This is a genomic window from Candidatus Polarisedimenticolia bacterium, from assembly GCA_036001465.1.
GTDB lineage: Bacteria > Acidobacteriota > Polarisedimenticolia > Gp22-AA2 > Gp22-AA2 > Gp22-AA3.
Map to the genome: position 1 here is coordinate 35,214 of DASYUH010000086.1, position 24,184 is coordinate 59,397.

The 24,184-nt window shown below is 70.9% G+C and carries 17 protein-coding genes; all 17 read left to right on the forward strand.

Annotated features, from left to right (window positions below):
• The first annotated feature begins 137 nt into the window (after window positions 1-137).
• A complete protein-coding gene (locus VGV60_15660) occupies window positions 138-590 on the forward strand; it encodes a prepilin-type N-terminal cleavage/methylation domain-containing protein (GenBank protein ID HEV8702711.1) in 453 nt (150 codons plus the stop codon).
• A gap of 111 nt (window positions 591-701) precedes the next feature.
• Entirely contained in the window at window positions 702-2,369 is a 1,668-nt protein-coding gene (locus tag VGV60_15665; GenBank protein ID HEV8702712.1) for an O-antigen ligase family protein, read from the forward strand.
• On the forward strand, window positions 2,366-4,363 hold the full coding sequence (locus VGV60_15670) for an O-antigen ligase family protein (GenBank protein HEV8702713.1): 1,998 nt from the start codon (window positions 2,366-2,368) through the stop codon (window positions 4,361-4,363). Before VGV60_15665 ends, VGV60_15670 begins: the two co-directional genes overlap by 4 nt.
• Before the next feature lie 97 nt (window positions 4,364-4,460).
• Window positions 4,461-6,404: an asparagine synthase (glutamine-hydrolyzing) gene (asnB, locus tag VGV60_15675; protein HEV8702714.1), complete on the forward strand. Its 1,944-nt coding sequence runs from the start codon at window positions 4,461-4,463 to the stop codon at window positions 6,402-6,404.
• A 1-nt stretch (window position 6,405) separates the two neighbouring features.
• Window positions 6,406-8,091: a glycosyltransferase gene (locus VGV60_15680; protein ID HEV8702715.1), complete on the forward strand. Its 1,686-nt coding sequence runs from the start codon at window positions 6,406-6,408 to the stop codon at window positions 8,089-8,091.
• Entirely contained in the window at window positions 8,082-10,160 is a 2,079-nt protein-coding gene (locus VGV60_15685) for an alginate lyase family protein (protein ID HEV8702716.1), read from the forward strand. The genes VGV60_15680 and VGV60_15685 overlap by 10 nt, the downstream gene beginning before the upstream one ends.
• Window positions 10,157-12,379 carry a Gfo/Idh/MocA family oxidoreductase gene (locus tag VGV60_15690; protein HEV8702717.1) on the forward strand — a complete coding sequence of 741 codons (2,223 nt, stop codon included), beginning with the start codon at window positions 10,157-10,159 and terminating at the stop codon, window positions 12,377-12,379. The genes VGV60_15685 and VGV60_15690 overlap by 4 nt, the downstream gene beginning before the upstream one ends.
• Window positions 12,376-13,563, forward strand: a complete 1,188-nt coding sequence (locus tag VGV60_15695; protein ID HEV8702718.1) for a glycosyltransferase — start codon at window positions 12,376-12,378, stop codon at window positions 13,561-13,563. The genes VGV60_15690 and VGV60_15695 overlap by 4 nt, the downstream gene beginning before the upstream one ends.
• A complete protein-coding gene (locus VGV60_15700; GenBank protein HEV8702719.1) occupies window positions 13,560-14,741 on the forward strand; it encodes a glycosyltransferase in 1,182 nt (393 codons plus the stop codon). Before VGV60_15695 ends, VGV60_15700 begins: the two co-directional genes overlap by 4 nt.
• Window positions 14,738-15,988: a glycosyltransferase gene (locus VGV60_15705; GenBank protein HEV8702720.1), complete on the forward strand. Its 1,251-nt coding sequence runs from the start codon at window positions 14,738-14,740 to the stop codon at window positions 15,986-15,988. The genes VGV60_15700 and VGV60_15705 overlap by 4 nt, the downstream gene beginning before the upstream one ends.
• Entirely contained in the window at window positions 15,985-16,995 is a 1,011-nt protein-coding gene (locus VGV60_15710) for an MraY family glycosyltransferase (protein ID HEV8702721.1), read from the forward strand. Before VGV60_15705 ends, VGV60_15710 begins: the two co-directional genes overlap by 4 nt.
• Window positions 16,996-17,026: 31 nt before the next feature.
• Window positions 17,027-18,373: an FAD-dependent oxidoreductase gene (locus VGV60_15715; protein ID HEV8702722.1), complete on the forward strand. Its 1,347-nt coding sequence runs from the start codon at window positions 17,027-17,029 to the stop codon at window positions 18,371-18,373.
• A 12-nt stretch (window positions 18,374-18,385) separates the two neighbouring features.
• Window positions 18,386-20,293: an asparagine synthase (glutamine-hydrolyzing) gene (asnB, locus tag VGV60_15720; GenBank protein ID HEV8702723.1), complete on the forward strand. Its 1,908-nt coding sequence runs from the start codon at window positions 18,386-18,388 to the stop codon at window positions 20,291-20,293.
• Entirely contained in the window at window positions 20,290-21,543 is a 1,254-nt protein-coding gene (locus VGV60_15725) for a glycosyltransferase family 4 protein (GenBank protein HEV8702724.1), read from the forward strand. The genes asnB (VGV60_15720) and VGV60_15725 overlap by 4 nt, the downstream gene beginning before the upstream one ends.
• A gap of 67 nt (window positions 21,544-21,610) precedes the next feature.
• Complete coding sequence (locus tag VGV60_15730; protein ID HEV8702725.1) at window positions 21,611-22,561, forward strand: ABC transporter ATP-binding protein; 951 nt, start codon at window positions 21,611-21,613, stop codon at window positions 22,559-22,561.
• Window positions 22,551-23,318 (forward strand): ABC transporter permease, encoded by a 768-nt coding sequence (locus tag VGV60_15735; protein ID HEV8702726.1) that lies wholly within the window; start codon window positions 22,551-22,553, stop codon window positions 23,316-23,318. Before VGV60_15730 ends, VGV60_15735 begins: the two co-directional genes overlap by 11 nt.
• Window positions 23,318-24,181, forward strand: a complete 864-nt coding sequence (locus tag VGV60_15740) for a tetratricopeptide repeat protein (GenBank protein ID HEV8702727.1) — start codon at window positions 23,318-23,320, stop codon at window positions 24,179-24,181. Before VGV60_15735 ends, VGV60_15740 begins: the two co-directional genes overlap by 1 nt.
• Window positions 24,182-24,184: the final 3 nt, after the last annotated feature.

A 24,184-nucleotide genomic window follows, 5' to 3' on the forward strand; every position in this document is an offset into this window, starting at 1 on the left:
CCTGCGATACGGCGTTTCGAGTTCGAAACCGGCGGAGCAACCTCACGTGATCCAGTTACTTGCAATGGCCATCCCGGCCGCGCCTCCGCGTGGCATCCGGCTTGCTCTAGGTAGGGTGCCGAAAGGAGGCAACTCGAATGCGCAAGGAGAAAGGCTTCACACTGATCGAGCTCCTGATCGTTGTGGCAATCATCGGGATCATCGCGGCCATCGCGATACCGAACCTGCTGAATGCCATCGACCGGGGCAAGCAGAAGAGGACGATGGCCGATATGCGGTCGCTCGGTACGTCGATCGAGTCCTACGCGGTAGACAACAACTTCTACCCGAAGGGCATGGCCAGCATCGCGGCGGCGGCCCTCAGCACGCACGTGTCCCCGATCTACATCAAGACGGTGCCGTCGACCGACGGCTGGAACAACGCGTGGGACGTCGACTCGACCGCGACCGGCGCGCAGTACACGATCACGAGCCCGGCGAAGGACGGCACGCAGGGTGTGCAGACGGGCGGCCAGACCGGCGACTTCGTCTGCGACATTCTGTTCGCCAACGGCCAGTTCTTCCAGTGGCCGCAGGGTACCCAGACCTAAAGGTCCGGGCACCGAGAATCAGGCGGGCGGCGCCTCCACGGGCCGCCCGCATTTTTTTGCGCGCGTCCCGGGCCGCCTCGAGCCGCCGCCCGAAGGCGCGGGGAGTGACCGGTGCCGCCTGATCCGATCCGGCCCGCCCGCGTCCCGCTCCTCGTTGCGGCGCTCGGCTGCGCCGTCCTGGCGCTGGCCGTGCTCCTCCCCCCCGAGATCGACCCGATCGCGGGCGCCGCGTGCAAGGCGCTCCTGGCCGCAGCGATCGGCCTCCTCGCCCTGGAGGGCGGGGATCGGCCGGCGTTTCTCCCGGCCTGGACCTGGGGCCTCCTGCCGTTCGCCATCGTGGCGATCGCGACCGCGGCCTGCCGCGCGCGCGCGCTGGATGAAGCGAGCGATGCCACGGCGCTCATCCTGGCCGCCCTGATCGGCCGCAGGATGGCGACGGAGCCCCGGGCTCGTGACGCCTTCGTCGGCCTGCTGGTGACTCTCGCCTGCGTCGCCGCCCTTCGCGCGGTCATGCAGCACCACGTGATCTACCCGATCGAGGCGGGCGCCCTGCGCGCCGGAGGAGGAGAGGGATCGGCCCTGGTCCTGGCGCGTCTCGAGGCGGGCCGCCCGTCCGGGCCCTTCACGCTCCCCGCCGCCCTGGGCGGGTTCCTCGCGATGAGTCTCCCCCTGACCCTCGCCCTGATGAGGCGCGCGCCCGGGACCGTCGCACGGGCCGGCATCCTCCTGGCGGCGCTGCTCCAGGGATACGCGCTCTTTCTGACCCGATCGGTCGGGGCGCTCCTGGCGACCACGGTCTCGATCGTCCTGGCGCTCCCGTTCATCGCTCCGGGGCGCCCGGCCCGGCTGCGCGCGGGCGTGCTGGCGCTGGCGATCGCCGGCGCGGCCTTCTTCCTGTATGCGCGCCGCGGGGAGATCGGCTCGCCCGGCTCCGATCCATTCCTCCTGCGGGCGGGCAACTGGCGCGCCGCCGTGCTGATGATCCGCGATCATCCGCTGTTCGGCACCGGGCCGGGATCGTTCGGCACCTTCTACCCCCGGTACATCGAGCCCGGGATGAACGAGACGCGCTACGCGCACGATTCGTATCTTCAAGCCGTGGCCGGCTGGGGAGCGTGGGCGATCGTGCCTCTGATCCTGTTCGCCGCGGCCGTGGGGTCGCGGCTGCGCTCTGCCTGGCGCGCCGGCGGAGGAGACCTGCCGGTGCTCGCCGCCGGGGCGGCGTTCCTGGTGCACAACCTGATCGATTTCACCGCCTTCCTGCCGGGCGTGGCGCTGCCGGCGAGCGTACTTCTCGGGGCCGGCCTGGCGACCCAGGGGGACCGAGAGCGAACGTCACGACGAGCTCCGGCCGCCCTGGCGCTCGTCCTGGCCCTGGCGCTGCCGGCCCACGCCGTCGCGGGCGCCCTGTCCCGGAATCTGCTGAAGCGAGCGCAGGAGGCGGCCTCGGACGGGGAACCGGGGACGGCCCTGGCGCTGGCGCGCCTCGCGGCGGCCCGCCGTCCGTCCGATCCGTCCCCCCCGGCATTCATCTCGGAGTGGGTCCTGGCGCACGGCATGCGAGACATGGCGCTTGGGGCCGAAGGGGAGCGCGCCGCGCTCCTGGCCGCGAGGCTCGACCCGGAATCGGCCATCCGGCACTACACCCTGTCGCTCTACCACGCGGCCGCGGAACGCCCTGCCGATGCCTATCGCGAGCTGCTGGCGGCGCATCGCCTCTACCCGCTCAAGGAGCTTTACCGCGCGGGCCTGCGTCCGTTCGAGGCTCGAAACCGATGATGAGGTTTTCGCTTCTTGCCGTCGGCGCGGGAATCGTCCTTCTGGCTCCGTTCCGCGAGGGGGGACGCGACCCGGCGGCGCTCTTCCTTCTGCACAGCCTCGTGCTTCTGTACGTGGCGGTGGCGTCCCCGGCCTGGATGCGATCGATCCGAATCGGTCGTCCCGATTTCACCGATCCCCTCGTTCCGGTGGCTCTTGCGATGGGCGCCGCCCTGGCCGCGGCCGGCGCCTCGGCCCTGGCCGCCGCGTACCCGTACGCTGCGGGCCTTGGGGCATGCGACTTCCTCATGCCCTGCCTGTTGCTTGCCGTCGCGGCTCTCGCCGCCACCGCCGAGGCGGACCTCAGTCGACTCCGCGCGCTGGTGGCCGTCTCCTCCGCGGCGCAGGCGCTCCTGGTTCTGGCCAGGTATCCCGGCGGCGGGGCGATGGCGGCGGGCGCGTCGTTCCTGAACCCGAGCCACCTGGCCGCCTTCCTGAACCTGGGCTTCTTCCTGAGCGCCACCGCGGCGGCGGCGCCGGTCATGCGGCCCCGCGCGCGATTCCTGTGGGCCGCGTCCGCGGCGCTCCATCTCCTGTCGATCGGCCTTCTGGAGTCGCGGGGAGCGTTCCTGGCCCTTCTCGCCGGGCTCGTGGTGTTCGCCATCCGCGAGCGCCGGCGCATGAGGCCTCGGCTGCGCGCGATCGCCTTCCTGATGATCGGGCTTCTCGGCCTGACCATGAGCCTGGTCCTGCACCAGCGGTTCGCGCGCGCGGAGGATCCCTACCGCTATCGGCGGGTCGAGATCTGGAAGGCGGCGTGGCAGATGGTCCGGGATCGCCCGCTTCTCGGGTACGGGCCGGCGAATTTCCCGCATGTGTCACCGGCCTACAATTTCCCGATCGATGACGGCCCGGTGCGCTACGGCCGCACCTTTCACGGGGCGCACAACGCCTACCTGACTCTCGTCGCCGAAGCCGGGGCGCCCGGGGCGGCGTGCTTCGCGGCGGCCGCCGTGGCCAGTCTTCTCGCCCTGCTGAGGAGAAAAGGGAGAGCGGCCGCCATCGATCTCGACGGCAGCCTGAGCGGCGTCGGCCTCGCGATCCTGGCGCTCCTCGTCCACGCCACCGTGGAGGACCTGCAGGAGCGCCCGGCCCTGACGATCCTTCCGGCCTTGCTCGCCGGCACGGCCCTGGGTGTCCTGCGCCGATCCCCCGCCGTGCTGTCCTGGAGTCCGGCGCGTCCCGCCCGTCTTCTGATCGCCGCCGGCCTCGCCTACCTGTTCCTGCTGGCGGTTCTCCTGCCGTTCCTGGCGGACCGGGAGGCGCGGATCGCCCACGTACTCGGCCGCGAAGGCTTGCGCCACATGCAGCGCGCCGCCGCCCTGGTGCCGTTCCAGCCGGAGTACCACCACGACCTCGCCATGGCCCTCCTGAACTCCGAGCCGCTCTCGCCCGATTCCCTGGCGGGGGCCCAGAGCGAGCTCCTCGATGCGGAACGGCTCAAGCCGATCGACTACCGCTTCCCCCTTCTGCGCGCGCGCCTCGAGGCCCGTCTGGTCCCCCGGCTGTACGCGGACCCCGCCGCCGGCGCGCGCGCCGTCGAGCTTTACGACCGGGCCACCCGCCTGGCCCCCCTCGACCCCCGCCCCCGGATCGAACTGGCTGCGCACCTCGTCGAACTGGGGAAACGCGATCAGGCTCTTCTGATTATTCGCGAGGCGCTGGGTCTCGAGCCGGGGTTCGTGCGCGCCCGCATCCTGGAGGCGTCCATTCTTCTGGACATGGGCCGGCGTGACGAAGCGCGGGCCTCCCTGGCCGCAGCCGGAACGACGGTCTCGAGCCTGCCGGCCCAGGTCCAGGACAGCGGTTACGCCCGTGAAATCCTCGCCGATTCGCGATCCGAAAGGGAGCGGCTGGAGGTGCGCCTGAGCGGGTCAGTCGGGGACCCGGACCCACGGTCCCCGGGAGACTTTCGAGTCCCGGATCGGGCTCCTCCGACGCCATCCGGGAGGTGATCGATGCCCGGCGTCAAAATGTGGACAAGCCCCCGCCCGGGAACTATATTGCCTCTTCGCAAGTCCTTCATTGTGTGAGAGATGACGGGGTCACGCGGTGTGCGGCATCTGCGGTGTCATTGAGTTCGGACCAGGGGAGCGAGCGGTCGAAGAAAAGACCCTCATCCGGATGCGCGACACCATGACGCACCGCGGCCCGGACGACGCGGGGATCTACCTGTCCCCCGACCGCCGGGTGGGGCTGGGACACCGGCGGCTGTCCATCATCGATCTGTCTCCCGCCGGCCGCCAGCCGATGACGAACGAGGACGGGACGATCTGGATCACCTTCAACGGCGAGATCTACAACCACGCGCGGCTGCGCCCCGGCCTCGAGGCCAGGGGGCACGTGTATCGATCGCGCACCGACACCGAAACGCTCCTGCACCTGTACGAGGAGGAGGGCCCCGATTTCGTCCGCAAGCTGGAGGGGATGTTCGCCCTCGCCATCTGGGACGACCGCCGCAAGGAGCTCCTCCTGGCGCGCGACCGGATCGGCGTCAAGCCGCTGTACTACGCGGTCCTGCCGGGGACCGTCCTGTTCGCCTCGGAGATCAAGGCCATCCTGGAGCACCCGAGGATGTCGCGGCGGATCGACCTGGCCGCCTTCTATCACTACCTGACGTTCATCGCCTCGCCCGCCCCGCGGACCCTGTTCCAGGGGGTCCACAAGATGCCGCCCTCGACCCGCGTGATCATCGACAGCCGGGGGACCATCCGTTCGGAGACCTGGTGGGATCCGATGGACGCCCCGCCCGAGGAGGGGGCGCGGTACGAGGACGAGGACTTCTGCGTCGCCCGCGTCCGCGACCTGCTGACGCAATCGATCGAAAAGCGGATGATGGCGGACGTGCCGTTCGGCGTGTTCCTCTCGGGCGGGCTCGACTCCTCCGCCAACGTGGCGCTCATGGCGCGCATCATGGACCGGCCCGTGCGCACCTTTTCCGTGGGCTTCAGAGACCACCCGGAGCACAACGAGTTCACCTACGCCCGCAAGGTGGCCCAGCTGTTCAAGACCGACCATCACGAGGTGGAGATCGGCTGGCGCGACCTTCTCGACTTCATGCCCGAGCTGGTGTTCCACCAGGACGAGCCGATCGCCGACTGGGTGTGCGTGCCCCTGCACTACGTGGCGCGCCTTGCGAGGCGGAGCGGCACGATCGTCGTCCAGGTCGGGGAGGGCAGCGACGAGCAGTTCTTCGGCTACGATCACTACCTGCGCATGTACAGGAACCAGGCGCGCTTCGTGAAGCCCCTGATGGGGCTGCCGCGGGTGCTGCGCGCCCTGACCTACCATGCGGCGCGCGGCCTCGCATTCCTCCTGCGCCGGGGAGGCGAGCGGCTCGATCTCCTGCGCTCCGTGGCGCTCGACGAGACCTTCTTCTGGGGCGGCGCGATCGCCTGGCGCGAGGCCGAAAAGAGGCGCCTGCTGTCCGACGAGGTGCTCCGCCGGATCGACGGGTTGAGCTCGCACGACGTCGTCCTCGGGATCGACCGGACGGCGCGCAGCCGCATCAAGGACAGCGACTTCGGAAAGAGGATGATCTACCTGGAGCTCAAGAACCGGCTGGCGGAGCTCCTGCTCATGCGCGTGGACAAGATCACCATGGCGTCGTCGATCGAGGCGCGCGTGCCCTTCCTGGATCATGCGCTCGTCGAGTTCACCATGCGCGTGCCCACGGATCTCAAGATCCGGCAGGGCCAGTCCAAGTACATTCTGAAAAAGGCGATGGCCGGGATCCTTCCCGACGAAATCATCCATCGTCCCAAGCAGGGATTCGGGGCGCCGATCAAGGAGTGGCTGCGCGGCGACCTGTACGCCCCCGCCTTCTCCGGGGTCATGAACTCGCGCCTGCGAAGCGAGAACCTCCTCGATTACGACCATGTCGAGCGCCTGTTCCAGGCGCATCGGAGCGGGGCGCGCGACCACAGCTGGCACCTGTGGACGCTGTACAACCTGAGCGGCTGGTACGATCACTGGATCGCCCGGGAGGCCGCCTGAGATGACCGGCGCGGCCGTCCGTCTGCGAGACGCGATCCCCGGGGAAGAGAGGGGTGCTCCCGAGCCTGCGGCCGCGGTCGTCTTCCTGGCACGGGATCGGGCGGAGGCGGGGAGGCTTCTGCCGCGCCTGCTCCCGGGCCGTGCCGTCCTGGAGGTGCGACGCGAGAACCTCGCGGGGGCCGGACCGTGGGGCGCCGCCGCGATGCTCCGGTCCCTGCCGTGCGCCGAGGTGGTCTTTCTGATCGACGACCTCGACGCCCACGAAAGGCTCTGGCGCATCCAGGCTCTCGGTGCCGCGGCCGCGGGGAGGCCGACCTCCATTCTCGACCTGCAGGGACGGCGCCTGCGTCTGTCGCCCGGGCGGTTTCTCGGACGCGACCTGCCGTTTCTCGTCGCGGGACTGGCGGCGTCGGCGGGGGCCCTCCTGAGGACGGCGGCGCGCGTCCGCCGCCTGGCCCTTGTGGCACGCCATCGTCCGAAGCCCGCGACCGGGCGCCGCGTGGTCTACCTGCGCACCGACTTCTGGTCCGGCATCCGGGCGGGCGGATCGGTCGGGCACACCGCCGGGGTCGCCGCGGGGCTCGCGGCCGCCGGGTGCGAGGTCGGCTTCATCGCCTCGGGGCGTCCCGGGGCGATCGGGATCTGCCGGCACGAGGTGCGCGTGGTCGCTCCGAAGCGCCTGTACAACGTCGGCCGCGAGGTCGCGGCGCTGGCGCACTCGTTTCACTTCGAGAAGCACGCCGCCCGCCTCCTCGCGGAGAATCCGCCCGGCTTCCTGTACCAGCGCTTCGATCCGGCCAATCACGCCGGGGTCGCCCTGGCGCGCCGCCTGGATATTCCCCTGGTGCTCGAATACAACGGCTCCGAAGTCTGGATCGCCGATCACTGGGGACGGCCGCTCGGACAGCGGGCGCTGTACGAGAGGATCGAGGCGATCAACCTGCGCCATGCCGACCTGGTGTCGGTGGTCTCCGGGGCGCTCCGGGACGACGTCGTGGCGCGCGGCGTCGAGCCCGGGCGGGTCGTGGTGCTGCCGAACGCCGTCGATCCCGAGCGCTACCATCCCGGCCTCGACGCCACCGAGGTCCGGACGCGGCTGGGCCTGAGCGGATCCTGCGTCTGTGGGTTCATCGGCACGTTCGGCGTCTGGCACGGGGCCAGCGTGATGGCGAGGGCGGCGTCGCGCGTCCTCGCCGCGCGGCCGCAGGCGCGCTTCCTGTTCGTGGGCGACGGCGCGGAGCGGGGCGCCGCGGAAGCGATCCTGGCGGAGGCTGGCGTCCTGGATCGCGCCCGGTTTACCGGGCTCGTCGCGCAGGAGCACGGGCCTGGTCACCTGGCGGCCATGGACATCCTGGTGGCGCCGCACGTCGCGAACGCGGATGGCAGCCGGTTCTTCGGATCACCGACCAAGCTCTTCGAATACATGGCGATGGGGCGCGCCATCGTGGCCAGCCGGCTGGAGCAGATCGGCGAGGTGCTCGAGGACGGGCGGACCGCGCTCCTGGTGCCGCCGGGGGACGAGGCGGCGCTCGCCGCCGCGATCCTGCGGCTCGTCGACCGTCCCGATGAAAGAGACCGGCTCGGCCGGGCCGCGCGCGCCGCCGCGGAGAAGCGCCACACCTGGGAGTCGCGCGCCCAGGGGCTTCTGTCACGCCTGCGCGACATGGGGCTTCTGCGATGGAGCTGAGCCGGGCGCTCCAGCTGCCGATCGGCGCGGCGCGCGATTTGAAGAGGCGCGTCGGACGGGCGGTGCGCCGCCTGCAGGACGGCGCGCGCCTGGCGCTGCCGTCCGAGAACGCCTTCCTCGGCGACCTCGGGGGGCGCTTCGGCACGTTCGAGGAGTTCCTGGCGGCCGCCGGGCACGATGCCTCGAGCCGCCTGCTCCTCGGCGACCTGCGGCGCGAATTCGCCGCGACGTACTTCGCCACGCGCCACCCGGAGAGACGGGCGCGCGTCATCGCCCGGGCCGACCGGGTCCTGGCGCACCGTTTCGATCTCCTTGGCTCGGGAGACCGGGACCTGGGACCCCGGATCCCCTGGCACGCCGATTTCAAGGCGGGGCATCACTGGGAGCCCGGCGCCCATTTCGAGGACCTGCGCGCCCGCCTCGAAGGGGATTTCGGGAGGGGTTTCGACGTGAAGGTCCCCTGGGAGCTCTCCCGCTTCCAGCACCTGCCGGCGCTCGGGCAGGCCCTGTGGCTGACCGGGGATGGGCGATATTACGCGGAGTTCCGCGCCCAGGTCCTCGACTGGATTGCGGGGAATCGCCCGGGGCGCGGCGTGAACTGGACGTGCGCCATGGACGTCGCCATCCGGGCGGTCAACTGGATCTGGGCGTACGCCCTGTTCCGGCCGGAGATCCTGGCGGATCGTCCGCTCGCGTCCCTGCTGTTCCGCTCGCTGTTCGTGCACGGACGGTTCATCGTCCTGAACCTCGAGGCCGGTGCGGGACCGAGCGGCAACCACTATTTCGCCGATCTCGTGGGGCTGCTGTTCCTGGGGCTCCTGTTCCGGGGCGCTCCGGAGGCCGACTCCTGGAGGGGCCTGGCGATCACCGAGATCGCCCGCGAAAACGAGCGGCAGACCGGCCCGGACGGAGTGGACTACGAAGCCTCGACCTCCTACCACCGCCTGATGACCGAGATGGCCCTGACGTCCCTGCTGCTCCTGGAACGGGCCGGCTTCCGCCTGCCGGCCCTCCGGCACCGCGTGCACGCCATGGTCGGCTACGTCGCGCACTACACCAAGCCGGACGGCCTGGCGCCGCAGGTGGGGGACAACGACGACGGACGCCTGCAGATCCTCGGCGACTACGACGCCGATCGGCGCGATCACCGGCACCTGCTGGCGCTCGGCGGGTGTGCCTTCGACGACGGCGCCCTCTTCGCCCTGGCTGGGGGACGCTGGGAGGAAGCGTTCTGGTTCTTCGGAGAGGATTGCGCCCGGCGGCTGGAGTCGCCGGCGGCGCCCCGGGTCAGCGTGACCGGAAGGCACTTCAAGGAGGGCGGCGCCGTCCTTCTCCGGCACGACGACCTGTACGCCTTCTTCGAGACGGGCCCGGTGGGCCTGGGAGGGCTCGGGACGCACGCCCACAACGATACGCTGGCGGTGGAGATCCAGGCGCTGGGGGAGGACCTGCTCGTCGATCCGGGGACCGGGGGCTACACGCCGGACCTGCCGCTCAGGGACCGCTTCCGGTCGACTGCGGCCCATAATACGGTGCGGGTCGACGGCGAGGAGATCAACCCGCTCCCCGGGAGGCCGTTCGAGCTGCCGGGGATCGATCGCCCCGAGGTCGTGCGCTTCGAGTCGCGCACCGGATTCGACCTGGCCGAGGCGCTGCACCACGGATACGCCCGCCTTCCCGATCCCGTCGTGCATCGCCGCATCGTCCTTCTGAACAAGAGGACGCGTCGCTTCGTGATCGAGGATCGACTCGAGGGCCGGGGCCGGCATCGCATCGAATGGTTCTTCCACCTGGGACCGCGCTGCGTGCTGGCCGATCGGGATCTCGGCTGCCCGTCGCGTTTCCGGAGCGGCGGGGTCGAGTTCGGTCTCCTGCCGGTGTCCCTGCCGGAAGGGGCCCGGGGCTACCTGGAGGACGATCTGTTCTCGCCGGGGTACGGCCGGGTCGAGCGCGCGCGCGTCGTGCGCTACGAGTGGACCGGCGATCTGCCGGCCATCGCACGCTTCGCCATCGAGCCCGGAGCCCCTTCCGGGGGGCCCGCCCGGACGCTTCGGGAGGAGTGGCCGTGAAGCAGGTGCTCCTCAAAGAGGGAAGGGCGGTGCTGGAGGAGGTTCCCGCGCCCCAGGCCGGTCCGGGGCGGGTGCTGGTGCGCACGCTGTACTCCGTGCTCAGCGCCGGCACGGAGCGCGCCGCGCTCCACGCCGGCGAGGCGGCCTCGATCCTGAACCGGATCGCCGACCCGTCGGCGCTCCGCAAGGCGCTCGATGTGCTGGCGGCCGAGGGGCCCGGCGCCATCCTGGATCGGATCCGGAGCGCCCGGGAGCCGCACGCCGTGGCGCCCGGCTACGCCGCCAGCGGACGGGTGCAGGCGGCGGGCCCGGGCGTCCTCGACCTTCCGCCCGGCACGGCGGTCGCCTGCGCCGGCGCCGGGCACGCCTCCCATGCCGAGTGGATCGCCGTGCCGCGCATGCTCGCCGTGCCGGTGCCCGAAGGCGTGCCGCTCGACGAGGCCGCCTTCGCCACCCTCGGGTCGATCGCCCTGCAGGGCGTGCGGCGGTCGGGGATCCAGGTCGGCGAATGCGCGGTCGTCCTGGGACTCGGGCTGATTGGAACGCTCGCCGGCCAGGTCCTGCGCGCCGCGGGCGCGCGCGTGCTCGGCTTCGATCCCGATCCCGGCCGGGCCGCTCTCGGCCGCGCCCTCGGCCTCGAGGCCCACGACTTCGGCGCGCGCGATCCGCGCGAGGAGGTTCCGCGGGCGACGGGGGGCCTCCTGGCGGACGCGGTCGTGGTCTGCGCGGCGGCGCGGGGCCCGGAGGTGGCCAACCTGGCGATGCGGCTGTGCCGCAAGAAGGGGCGCGTCGTCATCGTGGGGGACGTCGGGATGGATCTCGACCGGGCGCTGATGTACGACAAGGAGCTGGATGTGGTGATCAGCACATCCTACGGTCCGGGGAGGTACGACCCCTCCTACGAGGAGCAGGGGATCGACTATCCGGCTCCGTACGTGCGCTGGACGCTCAACCGCAACATGGCGGCCTTTCTCGATCTCCTGCGCGACGGCCGGGTGCGCGTGCGCCCCCTGATCGATCGCGTTTTTCCCCTCGCCGAAGCGGCGGCGGCGTATGAGGCCATCGATCGGGACACGCCGGGGGAGAGGCCGGTTGGCGTCCTCCTGCGCTATCCCGCGCCTCCGGAGGCCGGGACGGAGGACGGAGGGGGCTCGATCGCCCCGCGCGCGGCGACGGCGGACACCCGGGATGCCACGCCCGGCGAGCGGCCGGGCGGCGTCGCGCCGGCGCCTTCGGCGCTCGATCGCCTGGTCACGGCGCGCCCCATCGGCGTCGGGGTCGTCGGAGCCGGGGAGTTCGTCAAGGCCGTCCACCTGCCGCTCCTGCGTCGCGACCGGGCGTTCCGTCTGCGCGGCGTGGCCACCGCCTCGCCGCTCAACGCGCGGGAGACCGCGCGCCGATTCCACCTCGATCTGGCCACCACCGACGTCCAGGACCTGCTGCGCGAGGACTCGATCGACCTGCTGCTGATCGGGACGCGACACGATCTGCACGCCCCGCAGGCCCTGCAGGCGCTGCGCGCAGGCCGGCACGTCCTGGTCGAGAAGCCGCTCTGCCTGGAGGAATCCGAGGTGACGCCGCTTCTCGACGAGGCGCGCCGGGCGCGGCGGCTCCTGGCCGTCGGGTTCAACCGGCGCTACAGCCCGCTGGCGCGCCGGGCGCGCGAGGTCCTGGGGCGGCTCACGGGGCCCGGGCTCCTGGTCTACCGCGTGAACGCCGGGTACCTGCCGGCCTCGCACTGGCAGCAGGACCCCGTCCGGGGCGGCGGGCGGATTCTGGGCGAGTGCTGCCATTTTCTCGATCTGATGCTGTACCTGGCGGGGCCCGACGTCCTGGCGGCGCGGGCCACGGCGGTGCCGTCGGACGGGGTCGGCGTGGTGAACGGCGATTCGTTCGCCGCGACCCTGGATCTCCGCGGTGGATCGCGCGCCGTTCTCGTCTACAGCGGCCTGGGCGACCCGGGACTGCCGAAAGAGAGACTGGAGATCTTCAAGGGCGGGGCGGCCATCGTCCTGGATGATTTCATCCGCCTCACCGTGCACGGTGGCGCCGGCGGATCGCTCGACCTGGGGAGGCAGGACAAGGGTTTCGAAGGGCAGTGGGAGGAGATCGGGCGGGCGCTGCGCGGCGAGCCGCACGGGGTGATCGCGCTCCACGAGATCGAGGCGACGATGCGCGCCACCTTCGCCGTGGCGCGGGCGGTGCGGGGGGAGCGATGAACATCCTCATGTGGGAGTCGTTCGCGCCCGGGGGCCCGATCAAGGTCGGAGGGCACCACTATGCCGAGCGCTTCCTGGCCGCAGGCTCGCGGGTCGTCTGGTGCGCCGGCCCGCTCTCGCCCGTCAATCTCGTCAAGTCGAACGCCGAGACCCGGGCGCGGTTCCAGCTGTGGCGGCGCGGTGGCACGTGGCTCCATGACGACCGGATGTTCGCCTACGCCCCCATGACTCTCCTGCCGTACCGCCCCTACCCGCTGTTCGATCGGCCCATCATGCAGCGCCTCACGCTCCGCGCCACGCTGCCGCGCTTCAGGGACGTCCTGGCGCGGGCCGGGTTCGACCGGTTCGACATCCTGTGGATGTCGACGGGCAGCCCGTTCCTCGCCCTCCTGGACGAGGTGCCGCACGATCTCTCGATCTATCGCATGAGCGACGAGACGACCGCCTTCCCCGACACGCCGAAGAGCTTCGCGGCGCTGGAGGCGGAAGTGTGCCGACGCGCCGGCCTGGTCCTGGCGACCGCCCGGACGCTCGAGGCGCGCGCCCGCGGGCTGGGAGCACGCCGGGTGCTGCATCTGCCGAATGCGTGCGATCCGGCCCCGTTCGAATCGTCCGACGCGCCCGAGCCTGAGGACCTGGGCGGGACGCCGCGGCCGCGCGCTCTCTACGTCGGGGCGCTCGATCACTGGTTCGACGCGGGGCTCGTGGCGCGGGTGGCGCGGCTGCTGCCCGCCTGGGGTTTCGTGCTCCTGGGACCGGCGCGGGCCGATCTCCGGATCCTGCGGGACCTGCCGAACGTCCGCGTCCTGGGGCCGCGACCCTACGGCGATCTGCCGGCCTACATGGGCGCGGCCGACGCCGGGATCGTGCCCTTTCAACTCAGCCCCCTCACGCACGCCATCCATCCTCTGAAGGTGTACGAGTATTGCGCCGCCGGCCTGCCGGTGGTGGCGACTCCGATGCGCGAGACCGCCGCCATGGGGGCGCCGATCGAGGTGGCCGCGACCCCGCAGGAGTTCGCCGCCGCGCTCGAACGGACAAGGCTCGAGGGGGGGAGCCGGAGGATGGAGCGACGAGACTTCGCGCGGCGCCACACGTGGGACCGGCGCTTCGCGTCTCTGCAGACGGAGATCGCGGCCGCCTCCGGCCGGCCGCTCCTCGCGGCGGCGGGAGTCCGGCGATGACGCTGGCGGCGAGACGGGAACGCGCCGACCTCGAGCCGGCCCCGGCCGGCGCGAGGGTGAGGGTCCTGCACGTCCTCTCGACGCTTCTCCCGGGCGGGTCGGAGATCTCCGTCCTGCGCCTCCTGGCCGCGCTCGACAGGCGCCGCTACGATTTCCGGGTGGCGTTCCTGAGAGGGGAGCCGCTCCTGGCCCCGGACTTCGAGGCGATCGAAGCGCCCGTGGTGCCGATGGGGCCGTGCGCCGGCTTCGATCCGCTCTGCTGCCTCCGCCTGCGACGCTACGTGGCGCGCGAGCGGATCCAGCTGGTGCACACCCACATGGACGTGGCCGACTTCCATGGGGCGCTCGCGGCGCGGCTCGGAGGGGCCCGGGCGGTGGTCTCGACCAAGCACGCTCCCGACGAGTTTCGCACCCGGCGCACCTGGAAGCGCGGCCCGTTTCTTCTCCTCGAGAGGCTGGCGTACGCGATGGACGACGCCGTGATCGTCGTGTCGGAGGGGCTGGCCTCCTTCCTGGAGTCGTGCGAGCGCCTGCCGCGGCGGAAGATGACGATCATCGGGCATGGTGTGGCGGCCCCCGTGGCCCCGGTGCCGCGCGCCGAGGCGCGCCGGGCCCTCGGCCTGCGCCCTCTCGATCCCCTCCTGGGGGCCGTGGGGCGGCTGTCGCCCGAGAAAGGGCACGCGCACCTCCTGCGGGCCCTTCCCGCCATCCTCCGGGCGCTGCCGGGCGCCGGCCTGGTCCTGGCGGGCGAGGGGGGACAGCGCCGCGCGCTCGAGGAGGAGGCCAGGCTCCTGGGAGTGGGAGACCGGGTGCAGTTTCTCGGGCAGAGGCGGGACGTCGCACGGGTCCTGGCGGCCCTGGACCTTTTCGTGCAGCCCTCCCTCTACGAAGGGTTCGGATTGAGCCTGCTCGAGGCGATGGCGGCGGGGCTTCCCGTCGTCGCCAGCCGGGTGGGGGGAATCCCGGAGATCGTGGACGACGGCGAGTCCGGCGTCCTGGTTCCTCCCGGCGATCCCGATGCGCTGGCCGCCGCTTCGATCGCGATCCTGCTCGATCCCGCCGCGGCCCGCCGGCTGGGAGAGACGGCGGCGCTCCGGGCGGCGGAGCGACACTCGATCGAGTCCGAGGCGGCCCGGGTGGATGCCCTCTACGCCCGTGTCCTGGGGAGGGCGCGATGATCTCCGCCCGGACGCAACCGTCGCCGCCGCCGGAGCGCGAGGAGAGCTCCGCCCCGCGCGCGGATCCGGCGCCAGGGGGCGGCCGGCCCCGCCTGCTGATCCTGACGGTCGGATTCGGTATCGGAGGCGCGGAGCAGCTCATCCTGACGACCGCACCCAGGCTGCAGCGCGAGGGCTTCGAGGTCACGATCGTCGGTCTCAAGGGCTGGGGGCTCCTGGGGGACGAGCTCGAGGCGTGCGGTGTGCGCGCCGTGGCCCTGGGAGGGCGGGGAGCGTGGGATCTGCGCGCCTTCGGGCGGCTCCTGTCGATCCTCAGGCGCGACCGGATCCAGATCCTGCAGGGGCACATGTTCCGCGCCAACGTCGCCGCGCGGATCCTGGGGCGCCTCGCTTCCGTGCCCGTGGTGGTCACGGCCCACCACGACACCGACGTCTGGATGCGCTTCTACCACCGCCTCATCGAGCGGCTCACGGCCCCCCTGTCGGACTCGGTCACGGCCTGCTCGGAGGCGGTGCGGCACCACGCGCTGAATGTCCTCGGCCTGCCTGCCGGGCTGGTGCGCACCCTGCCAAACGGCATCGAGCTCCCGGACGAGTCTCGTGAACCCCGGACGCGCGAGCGGATTCGCAGGGAGCTCGGGGCCTCGCCGGACGATCTGCTGATCGGGTCCCTTGGCCGCCTGGTCGAGCCGAAGAAGGGACTGGCGGTCTTCCTCGCGGCGGCGCGCCTTCTGGCGCGGGACTTTCCGCGCCTCCGGTTCGCCGTCGTCGGCGAGGGCCCGGCGCGCGGCTCCCTCGAGGCGCGCGCGGCGCGCGAGGGCGTCAGCCACTGCACCACCTTCGCCGGACCCCGGCGCGACGTTCCGGACGTGATGCGCGCCTTCGACCTGTTCGTGCAGCCCTCGCTGTGGGAGGGATTCGGGCTGACGGCCGTCGAAGCGATGGCCGTGGGCACCCCGGTCGTGGCCAGCCGCGTCGGCGGTGTTGTGGAGGTCGTGGTGGACGGGGAGACCGGGGTCCTCGTGCCGCCCGGTGATGCCCCGGCCCTGGCCGCCGCGTGCGGGCTTCTCTTGAGAAACCGCGGCCTGGCGGAGCGCCTGGCCCGCACCGGCTGCGCGCGGGCGCGCGAGCGATTCGGGATCGAGAGAATGGTGCGGGAGCTCCAGGAGCATTATCGTGATCTCCTCGATCGCAGCCGTGGCCAGGCCGCACCGGCCGCGGCCGGCGGCCGGCGGAGCGGGAGTTGAGCGGGTGGCTGCTGCAATGCGCCCTGGCCTTCGGGCTGGCCCTGGTGATCAGCCTGTACACCACTCCCCTCATGCGCACGGCTGCGCTGCGCTTCGGGATCGTCGATCGGCCCGACGGCCGTCTGAAGAATCAGGCGGAGCCGGTGCCGTACCTCGGCGGTCTGGCGATCTACCTGTCGTTCCTCCTGGCTCTGACCGCGACCCGGCGCTTCGACTCGACCGAGGTGCTGGGGATGCTCCTGGGCGGGGCGATCGCCGTGATCCTCGGCCTCATCGACGATCTGGGAGTGCTGTCCCCGGGGATCAAGCTGGCGGGCCAGGTGGTGGCCGTCCTGACTCTGATCAACGCCTCCGTGTACATCAAGCTCGGATTCCTGCCCCCCCCCGTGGCGATCGTCCTGTCCTTCCTGTGGCTGCTCGGGATCATCAACGCCTTCAACCTGATCGACGTCATGGACGGCCTGGCGGCGGGTGTCGCCGCCGCGGCGTCCTTCATCCTGTTTCTGATCGCGGCGGTCAACGGGCGGCAGGCGTACGCCATTCTTCTCGCCGCCCTGTGCGGGTCGCTGGTCGGGTTCCTGCGCTACAACGTCCCGCCGGCCCGGATCTACATGGGGGACACGGGCAGCATGTTCATCGGGCTGATGCTGGGGGCGCTGGCCATGAACAACTCGTACACGCGGCAGAACCTGGTGGCCTCGGTCGCCCCCGTCGTCATTCTGGGCGTGCCGATCTTCGACATGCTCTTCGTGATGTACGTGCGGTACCGCCGCGGCCTGCCGGTTTTTCTCGGCAGCCCGGACCACTTTGCCCTGCGGCTGCGCAAGTGGCGGCTGACGACCGTGGAGACCGTCCGGGCCTCCTGGGCGGCGACCGTGGTGCTCGGCGGACTGGCGATCGCCATGATGCTGGCGGGGGGGCCGGTCGCCCTGGGCATCCTGGCCGGCATCGCCCTGGCTTCGATCGTCCTGGCGCTGTGTCTCCGGCGCATCGACATGTCCTTATGACGGGCGCTTCCGTGCGACCGGAGGTCAACGGATGAGCGACTCCTGTCCGGTGGTGATTCTGGGAGCGGGCCTCACCGGCCTGTCGGCCGCCTACCACCTGCGCACGCCGAGCGTCGTGCTCGAACGGGAGCGTGAGGTCGGCGGTCTGGCGCGCACCCACAGCGAGAACGGCTTCACCTTCGACTGCACCGGGCACCTGCTCCACCTGCGCGACCCCCGGGTGCAATCGCTGGTGGATGCCATCCTGCCGGGCGCCTTTGCGCGTCACGAGCGCCGGGCGATGATCTATTCCAACAAGGTGTTCACCCCCTACCCGTTCCAGGCCAACCTCCACGGCCTGCCGCCGGAGGTCGTGCAGGAGTGCGTCGGCGGATTCGTCGAGGCCCTGGTGCGTCGGGCGGCGGAGGGGGAGCCGGACATGACGCAGCTGACATTCAGGGAGTGGGCCTCGCGCACGTTCGGCGCGGGCATCGCCCGGCACTTCATGGTGCCGTACAACACCAAGCTGTGGCGCACGGACCTCGACGAGATCGAGTGCGGCTGGGTCTCGTGGTCGATCCCCCGCCCGGCGCTCAAGGAGGTCCTCGACGGGGCGTTCGGCGCGACCGTGCGCGGCCTCGGATACAACCCGGTCTTTCTCTATCCCCGGCGGGGAGGCATCAGCGCCCTGCCCGAGGCGCTGGCGCGGCGCGGCACGGAGGTGCGCCTCAACGAGACGGTCGAAGCGGTGGACGCGCGCGCCCGCGTCGTGCGACTCGCCGGCGGCCGCGAGGTGCGGTACGAGGCCCTGGTGTCGACCCTGCCTCTCGACCATCTTCTCAGGATCACGCGCGGCCTCGACGGCGGGCTGCCCGAGGTCGGCGCCCGGCTGCGCGCCGTGCGGGTCCTCAACATCAGCCTGGGCGTGGACCGCGATCCGATCTCCGGGGCGCACTGGATCTACTTCCCGGAGCCGGAGTTCTCCTTCTATCGCGTGGGCTTCCCCGCGAACCTGTCCCCCTCGCTGGCACCGCGCGGCTGCTCGTCCCTGTACGTCGAGCGATCGCTCCTGCGCGACGAGCCGTTCGAGGAGGACGAGGTCGTCGGGGCGGCGGTCGACGATCTGCGGCGCGCCGGGATCCTGTGGAAAGGGGACCGGGTCGTGTACCGCCGTGTCCAGGTCCTCGATCCGGCGTACGTCATCTACGACCGCTTCCGCGCGGGCAGCCTGCCGAGGGTGCACGAGACGCTGCAGGCCGCCGGCATCCATTCCGCGGGTCGGTTCGGATCGTGGGAATACTCTTCGATGGAAGGGGCGATCCAGGCCGGCATGGAGCTCGCAGGGCGGCTGGACGCAGCGCTCGGAGGGGGCCGGCGCGCCCGCCGGGCGTGCCCGTGAGGGGAGACTGACATGTGCGGGCTGGCCGGCATCGCGTACCGGGATACACGCCGCCCCGACGAGGCGGCGCTCCGCGCCATGGCCGACGCCGTGGCGCACCGCGGCCCCGACGACGCGGGGGAGCACATCGGTCCGGGCATCGGCCTGGCCAGCCGCCGTCTGGCGATCCTTGATTTGTCTCCGGCGGGGCACCTGCCGATGGCCAGCCCCGACGGACAGGTGGTCCTGTCGTGGAACGGCGAGATCTACAACCACGTCGAGCTGCGGGAGGAGCTGAAGCGGCACGGAGTCCGGTTCCGCTCGACCGGGGACACCGAGGTCCTCCTCCAGCTCTACCTGGCGCACGGCCCCGATTTCCTGCGCCGGCTGGCCGGCATGTTCGCCATCGCCCTATGGGACGAGCGCCGGCGCACGCTGCTTCTGGCCCGGGACAGGCTGGGCGTCAAGCCGCTGGTGTACCGGCTCGAGGACGGCGGCATCCGTTTCGCGTCCGAGATCGGAGGTCTTCTCGCCGAGCCGGGCTTCCATCCCGACCTCGATCCGCGGGCGATCCACCACGCCCTGGCGCTGCGCTTCATTCCGCACCCGGGAACCGCCTACACCTCGATCCGGCAACTGCCGCCGGCGCACGTCCTGTTCTACGACAGCGGCCGGATCCGCCTGGAGCCGTACTGGTCCCTGCCGCAGAACGCCGGACCTCCGCGCGGGCGGCCGGTGGAGTGGGAGGAGCGCTATCGGCTCCTGATGGACGACGCGGTCAAGATCCGACTGCGCAGCGACGTGCCGGTGGCGCTCCTGCTGTCGGGCGGGCTCGACTCGACCGCCGTGGCCTACCACATCCGGCGGAACCACGCCGGGGCCTTCGGGGCCTTCACCCTCGGCTTCACGGAGACCGATTATGACGAGCGGCCGCGGGCGCGCGCCACGGCCGCCTATTTCGGCATCCGCCTGGAGGAAATGACCGTCCAGGAGCCGGTGATCGACACGCTCGGGGCCATCGTGAGGCACCTGAAAACTCCTTTTGCCGACCCGTCGATCGTGCCTTCCTGGCACCTGGCGCGCGCGGTGTCCCGGCACGTCAAGGTGGCGCTGGGAGGGGACGGGGGGGACGAGAATTTCGCGGGATATGACCGCTACCGGGCGCACTGGCTCGCCGACCGGATGGGATGGCTCCCCGGCGTGGTGTCGCGCACGCCGTTCCACGCCCTCCTCGAGGCGCTGTCGTCCGAGAAGACCAGGCACAACCTCTCCGGGCGGCTGCGACGCTTCTTCGACGGATGGGAGCTGCCGGCGCGCGAGCGGAATGCCCTGTGGATGGCGAACCCCGGGGCGCGCCGAATCGCGCGACTGTACCGGCCCGAGTTTGCCGCGCGTGTCGCCGGAATCGACCCCACCCGCGCCCTCGGCATGATTCCCAACGACTGGGGATCGGAGAGCCTGATCGATCGCCTCCTGCGGGCCGATCTCCTCCATTACCTGCCCGACGACCTCCTGTTCAAGGCGGACATCACCTCGATGGCCTTCGGCCTGGAGCTCCGGAGCCCGTTTCTCGATCACCGCGTGGTGGAATTCGCCGCCTCCCTGCCGTCCGCCCTCAAGATCGGCGCGCGGGGCGGGAAGCGGTTCCTGCGCAGGGTGTACCGGGGCCACATTCCCGAGAGCGTCCGCCGGTCGCGCAAGAAGGGGTTCGGGATGCCGATCGATCACTGGTTCCGATCCGATCTTCATGGTGTGGCGCATGACCTTCTGCTGGGACCGGGTGCCCTGTCGCGCGACTATCTCAACTCCGACTCGGTGGCGGCGGTCCTCAAGATCCACCGCCTCGGCCAGAGGAATTATGACGAGATGATCTGGACGCTCCTGGTCCTGGAGCTGTGGCTGCAGTCCCGGCGCGCGTCGCCGGCGAGAGAGGCGGCATGACGGAGCGGGGGGTGCGCGTCTGCCACGTGATCACCCGGCTGGAGCTCGGCGGGGCGCAGGACAACACCCTGTATACCGTGTCCCACCTGGGAGCGCCGTTCGTGCCGAGCCTCCTCTGCGGTCCGGGCGGCATCCTGGACGAAGAGGCCTCGCGCCTGGGGGTGCCGGTCCGGTTCGTCCCTTCCCTGCAGCGCCCCATCAGGCCGCACCGGGACCTGGCGGCGCTGGTTCACCTCCATCGGCTCTTCCGGGAGATGCGACCCGACATCGTGCACACGCACTCGTCGAAGGCGGGGGTCGTCGGACGGCTGGCGGCGCGCCTGGCCGGCGTGCCGCACGTCGTGCACACGATCCATGGGTTCGGATTCCACGCCGGGCAGCCGTGGCCGATCCGCCGTGCCCTGGTCGGCGCCGAGCGGCTGGCGGCGCGCGCGACGTCGCACTTCATCGCCGTGTCGCGCGCCAACCTCGAGACGGGGATCGCCCTCGGGCTCTTCGCGCGCGATCGCGTCACCCTGATCCGGAGCGGGGTCCACCTCGAGGCGTTCGAAGAGGCGACCCGCGGCGGCGCGCGACGCGAGGCGCGTGACGCCCTGCGCCGGCAGCTCGGGGTGGCGCCCGATGCGCCCCTGATCGGGATGATCGCCTGCCTGAAGCCCCAGAAGTCGCCCCGGACGTTCGTCGAGGTCGCGGCCCGCGTGGTCCGGCAGGCGCCCCGGGCGGTCTTCGTCCTGGCCGGCGACGGCGAGCTGCGCCGGGAACTCGAACGACGCATCCGCGATTTGAATCTCTCCGCCGGCGTGCGCCTCCTCGGCTGGCGGCGGGACGTCCCGCGGCTGATGGCGGGGCTCGACGTGCTCCTGCACACCTCCCTCTGGGAGGGGCTGCCGCGCGTCCTGCCGGAGGCGATCGCGGCCTCCGTGCCGATCGTCGCGACCGGTGTCGACGGGACGCGCGACATCCTGCGGGACGGCGAAACCGGGATCGTCTGCGCGCCGCTCGACGCCGAGGGAATGGCGTCCGGCGTCCTCCGTCTTCTCGACGATCGGCACCTCGCATCCGCCCTCGCCCGGAGGGCCCGGGCCGTCCTGCCGGAGTTCGACATGGACGGCATGGTGCGGGCTCAGGAGCGGCTGTACCTGGAGATCACCCGCAATCGGAGGAACGTGTCCGGCGGCCGTTCCAGCATTACTAATAATGATGCCCCGATCGCCCGCCCCGGAGGCGGGAACCTCGCCGCGGCATCCTGATTCGTTCGTAACCCCTTGAGGGGTAACGTCTTGAAATGATGGGCAGGAAGACTATATTGGCGGTGTCATGCCGGTCCTCGAGCTGAGAGACGTTCACAAGAGCTACCGCTCGCACCTGTCGATCCGGAAGCACTGGGTCCTCCGCGGACTTTCCCTGTCGATCGAGCCGGGGGAAATCTTCGGGTTCATCGGCACGAACGGCGCCGGCAAGACGACCACCATCAAGCTCGCCCTCGGGTTGATCTTTCCGGATTCCGGAAGCGTCGGGCTGTTCGGCGAGGAGGGGGTGCCGGCGGAGGCGCGACGACGGGTCGGGTTCCTTCCAGAGAACCCGTACTTCTACGACTACCTGACCGGGGAGGAGTTCCTCGATTTTCACGCGCGGCTGTTCGGCATCGACGCGCCGACGCGGCGCGGGCGGGTCCGCGAGCTCCTGGGCCGGGTCGGACTTGCCAACCGCGGCGATCGCCAGCTGCGGCACTACTCCAAAGGGATGCTGCAGCGTATCGGTCTGGCGCAGGCCCTGATCAACGACCCCGAGCTGGTGATCCTGGACGAGCCGATGTCCGGGCTCGACCCGATCGGCCGACGCGAGGTCCGCGACATCATCCTGGAGCTGAAGGGGCGCGGCCGCACCGTGTTCTTCTCGACGCACATCCTGTCCGACACGGAGATGATCTGCGACCGGGTGGGGCTCCTGGTGCGCGGATCGCTGAAGGCGGTGGGGCGCATCGACGACCTGGTCTCGCGCGACATCCCGTACTGGGAGGTGGCGCTCCAGGGCGTGAAGAACGGCAACCTCCCCTGCGGACAGGTGGTGTCGCGCCGGGACGATCGCCTGCTGGTGCGGGTGGAGTCGCCGGCCGATATGCACCGGATTCTCGCGACGCTCAACGGGGGGGGCGCCCAGTTGGTCTCCGTGACCCCGGGCCGGCAGTCGCTCGAGGACCTGTTCATCCGCGAGGCCCGCGCCTCGGCCGCCGGCGCGGCCGAGACGCCGGAACGCCATGCTCGCTAGGATCAACGCCATCGCGCTGAACACGTTCCGCGAGGCGATCCGCCACCGCATCCTCTACCTGCTCCTCATCTTCGCGGTCGCGATGATCTCGTTCGCGCAGATCCTGTCGCTCGTGACCGTGGGCAGCGAGGAGAAGATCATCAGGGATTTCGGGCTGGCCACGATCGACATCTTCGGCGTCCTGACCGCGGTCTTCATCGGCATCGGGCTGGTGAGCCGCGAGATCGAGAGGCGCACCGTCTACACGCTCCTGGCCAAGCCCCTGCACCGCTTCGAGTTCATCCTCGGCAAATTCGCCGGACTGGCGCTGTCGCTCCTGGTCAACACGGCGGTCATGACCGCGTGGTTTTTTCTCGTCCTCCTGTTCAAGGGGGCGTTCAATGGATGGCTGGCCGTCGCGGTGCTCCTCCTCTACTGCCAGTTCCTGCTGATCACCGCGATCGCCGTTCTGTTCTCCTGCCTGTCGACCCCGATCCTGGCGAGTGTCATGACGCTGGCGCTCTATGTCATCGGCCACCTCCTGTGGAGCCTCGACCTGCTCGCCGTCCGCCTGACGACGGCCTGGGGAAAGGCGCTCTGCCGGACGCTCTACTACCTCCTGCCGAACCTGGGGACTTTCGACATCAAGGGCGAGGTGGTCCACGGCCTGCCGATCGACGGCGCGCGCATCCTCTGGGCGGCGGCTTACATGGCGCTGTACGGATCCGCGATCCTGGGGACCGCCTGTGCCCTGTTCGAGCGCAAGGAGCTCCAATAGTGACGGCCCGGGCGCTGGCGCTGAACCGCCGCCGGAGCATGGTGCTGTGCGCCCTCACCGGCCTGCTCCTGGCCATCCTGGTCCAGGGGCGGATCGAAGCGTCGAAGCCTGCAGGCGCCGTGCACCCGCTCCTGTACCTGCCCTCGGGGAAGTACCTCAAGGCGGTCTCGCTCGGGTTCGACGGGCTCGTGGCCGACATGGTCTACCTGTGGTCGATCCAGTACTACGGCAACTACGACATCAAGGATCGCTACACCTACCTGGAGCACATCTACGGCCAGGTGATCACGGAGCTCGACCCGCACTACCTGGATCCCTACCTGGTGGGAGCGCTGATCATGTCCGCGGAGGCGCGCCAGCCGGAGATGGCGCTGCGGCTCCTGGACAAGGGCGTGAACAACAACCCCGACCAGTGGATCGTGGCGTTCGAGGCGGGCTTCCTGTGCTACAACGACCTGCACGACTACCGGCGCGCGGCGTCCTATTTCAAGAGGGCCATCGAAGTCCCGGGGGTTCATCCTCTGGTCCGGCGTCTGTACGCCGAAATGTACAACCGGGCCGGTGACAAGCGGACATCGCTCCGGGAATGGTCGGAGATCTACGAGACGTCCGACGATCCCTACGTGCGCAACGTCGCCTGGAACCACGTCCACGACCTCAAGGTGGACGTCGACCTCGCTGACCTGAAGGACGCCGTGTCGCGGTTCGGGGACAGGGCGGGACGCCCGCCGGTCCGGTTGCGGGAGCTCGTGACCGCGGGCATCGTGGGGGCCCTGCCTCTCGATCCCGAGGCGCGGGACTACCTTTACGATTCGCGGACGGGCGATGTCCGCTACCGGGGCAGCCTGGTCCTGGGGCGCTAGGAG

Bases quoted from the DNA above. Each gene is read 5' to 3' on its own strand.
- VGV60_15660 (HEV8702711.1), top strand. From the start codon at position 138: ATGCGCAAGGAGAAAGGCTTCACACTGATCGAGCTCCTGATCGTTGTG.
- VGV60_15670 (HEV8702713.1), top strand. From the start codon at position 2,366: ATGATGAGGTTTTCGCTTCTTGCCGTCGGCGCGGGAATCGTCCTTCTG.
- VGV60_15680 (HEV8702715.1), top strand. From the start codon at position 6,406: ATGACCGGCGCGGCCGTCCGTCTGCGAGACGCGATCCCCGGGGAAGAG.
- VGV60_15685 (HEV8702716.1), top strand. From the start codon at position 8,082: ATGGAGCTGAGCCGGGCGCTCCAGCTGCCGATCGGCGCGGCGCGCGAT.
- VGV60_15695 (HEV8702718.1), top strand. From the start codon at position 12,376: ATGAACATCCTCATGTGGGAGTCGTTCGCGCCCGGGGGCCCGATCAAG.
- VGV60_15700 (HEV8702719.1), top strand. From the start codon at position 13,560: ATGACGCTGGCGGCGAGACGGGAACGCGCCGACCTCGAGCCGGCCCCG.
- VGV60_15705 (HEV8702720.1), top strand. From the start codon at position 14,738: ATGATCTCCGCCCGGACGCAACCGTCGCCGCCGCCGGAGCGCGAGGAG.
- VGV60_15715 (HEV8702722.1), top strand. From the start codon at position 17,027: ATGAGCGACTCCTGTCCGGTGGTGATTCTGGGAGCGGGCCTCACCGGC.
- asnB (HEV8702723.1), top strand. From the start codon at position 18,386: ATGTGCGGGCTGGCCGGCATCGCGTACCGGGATACACGCCGCCCCGAC.
- VGV60_15725 (HEV8702724.1), top strand. From the start codon at position 20,290: ATGACGGAGCGGGGGGTGCGCGTCTGCCACGTGATCACCCGGCTGGAG.
- VGV60_15730 (HEV8702725.1), top strand. From the start codon at position 21,611: ATGCCGGTCCTCGAGCTGAGAGACGTTCACAAGAGCTACCGCTCGCAC.
- VGV60_15735 (HEV8702726.1), top strand. From the start codon at position 22,551: ATGCTCGCTAGGATCAACGCCATCGCGCTGAACACGTTCCGCGAGGCG.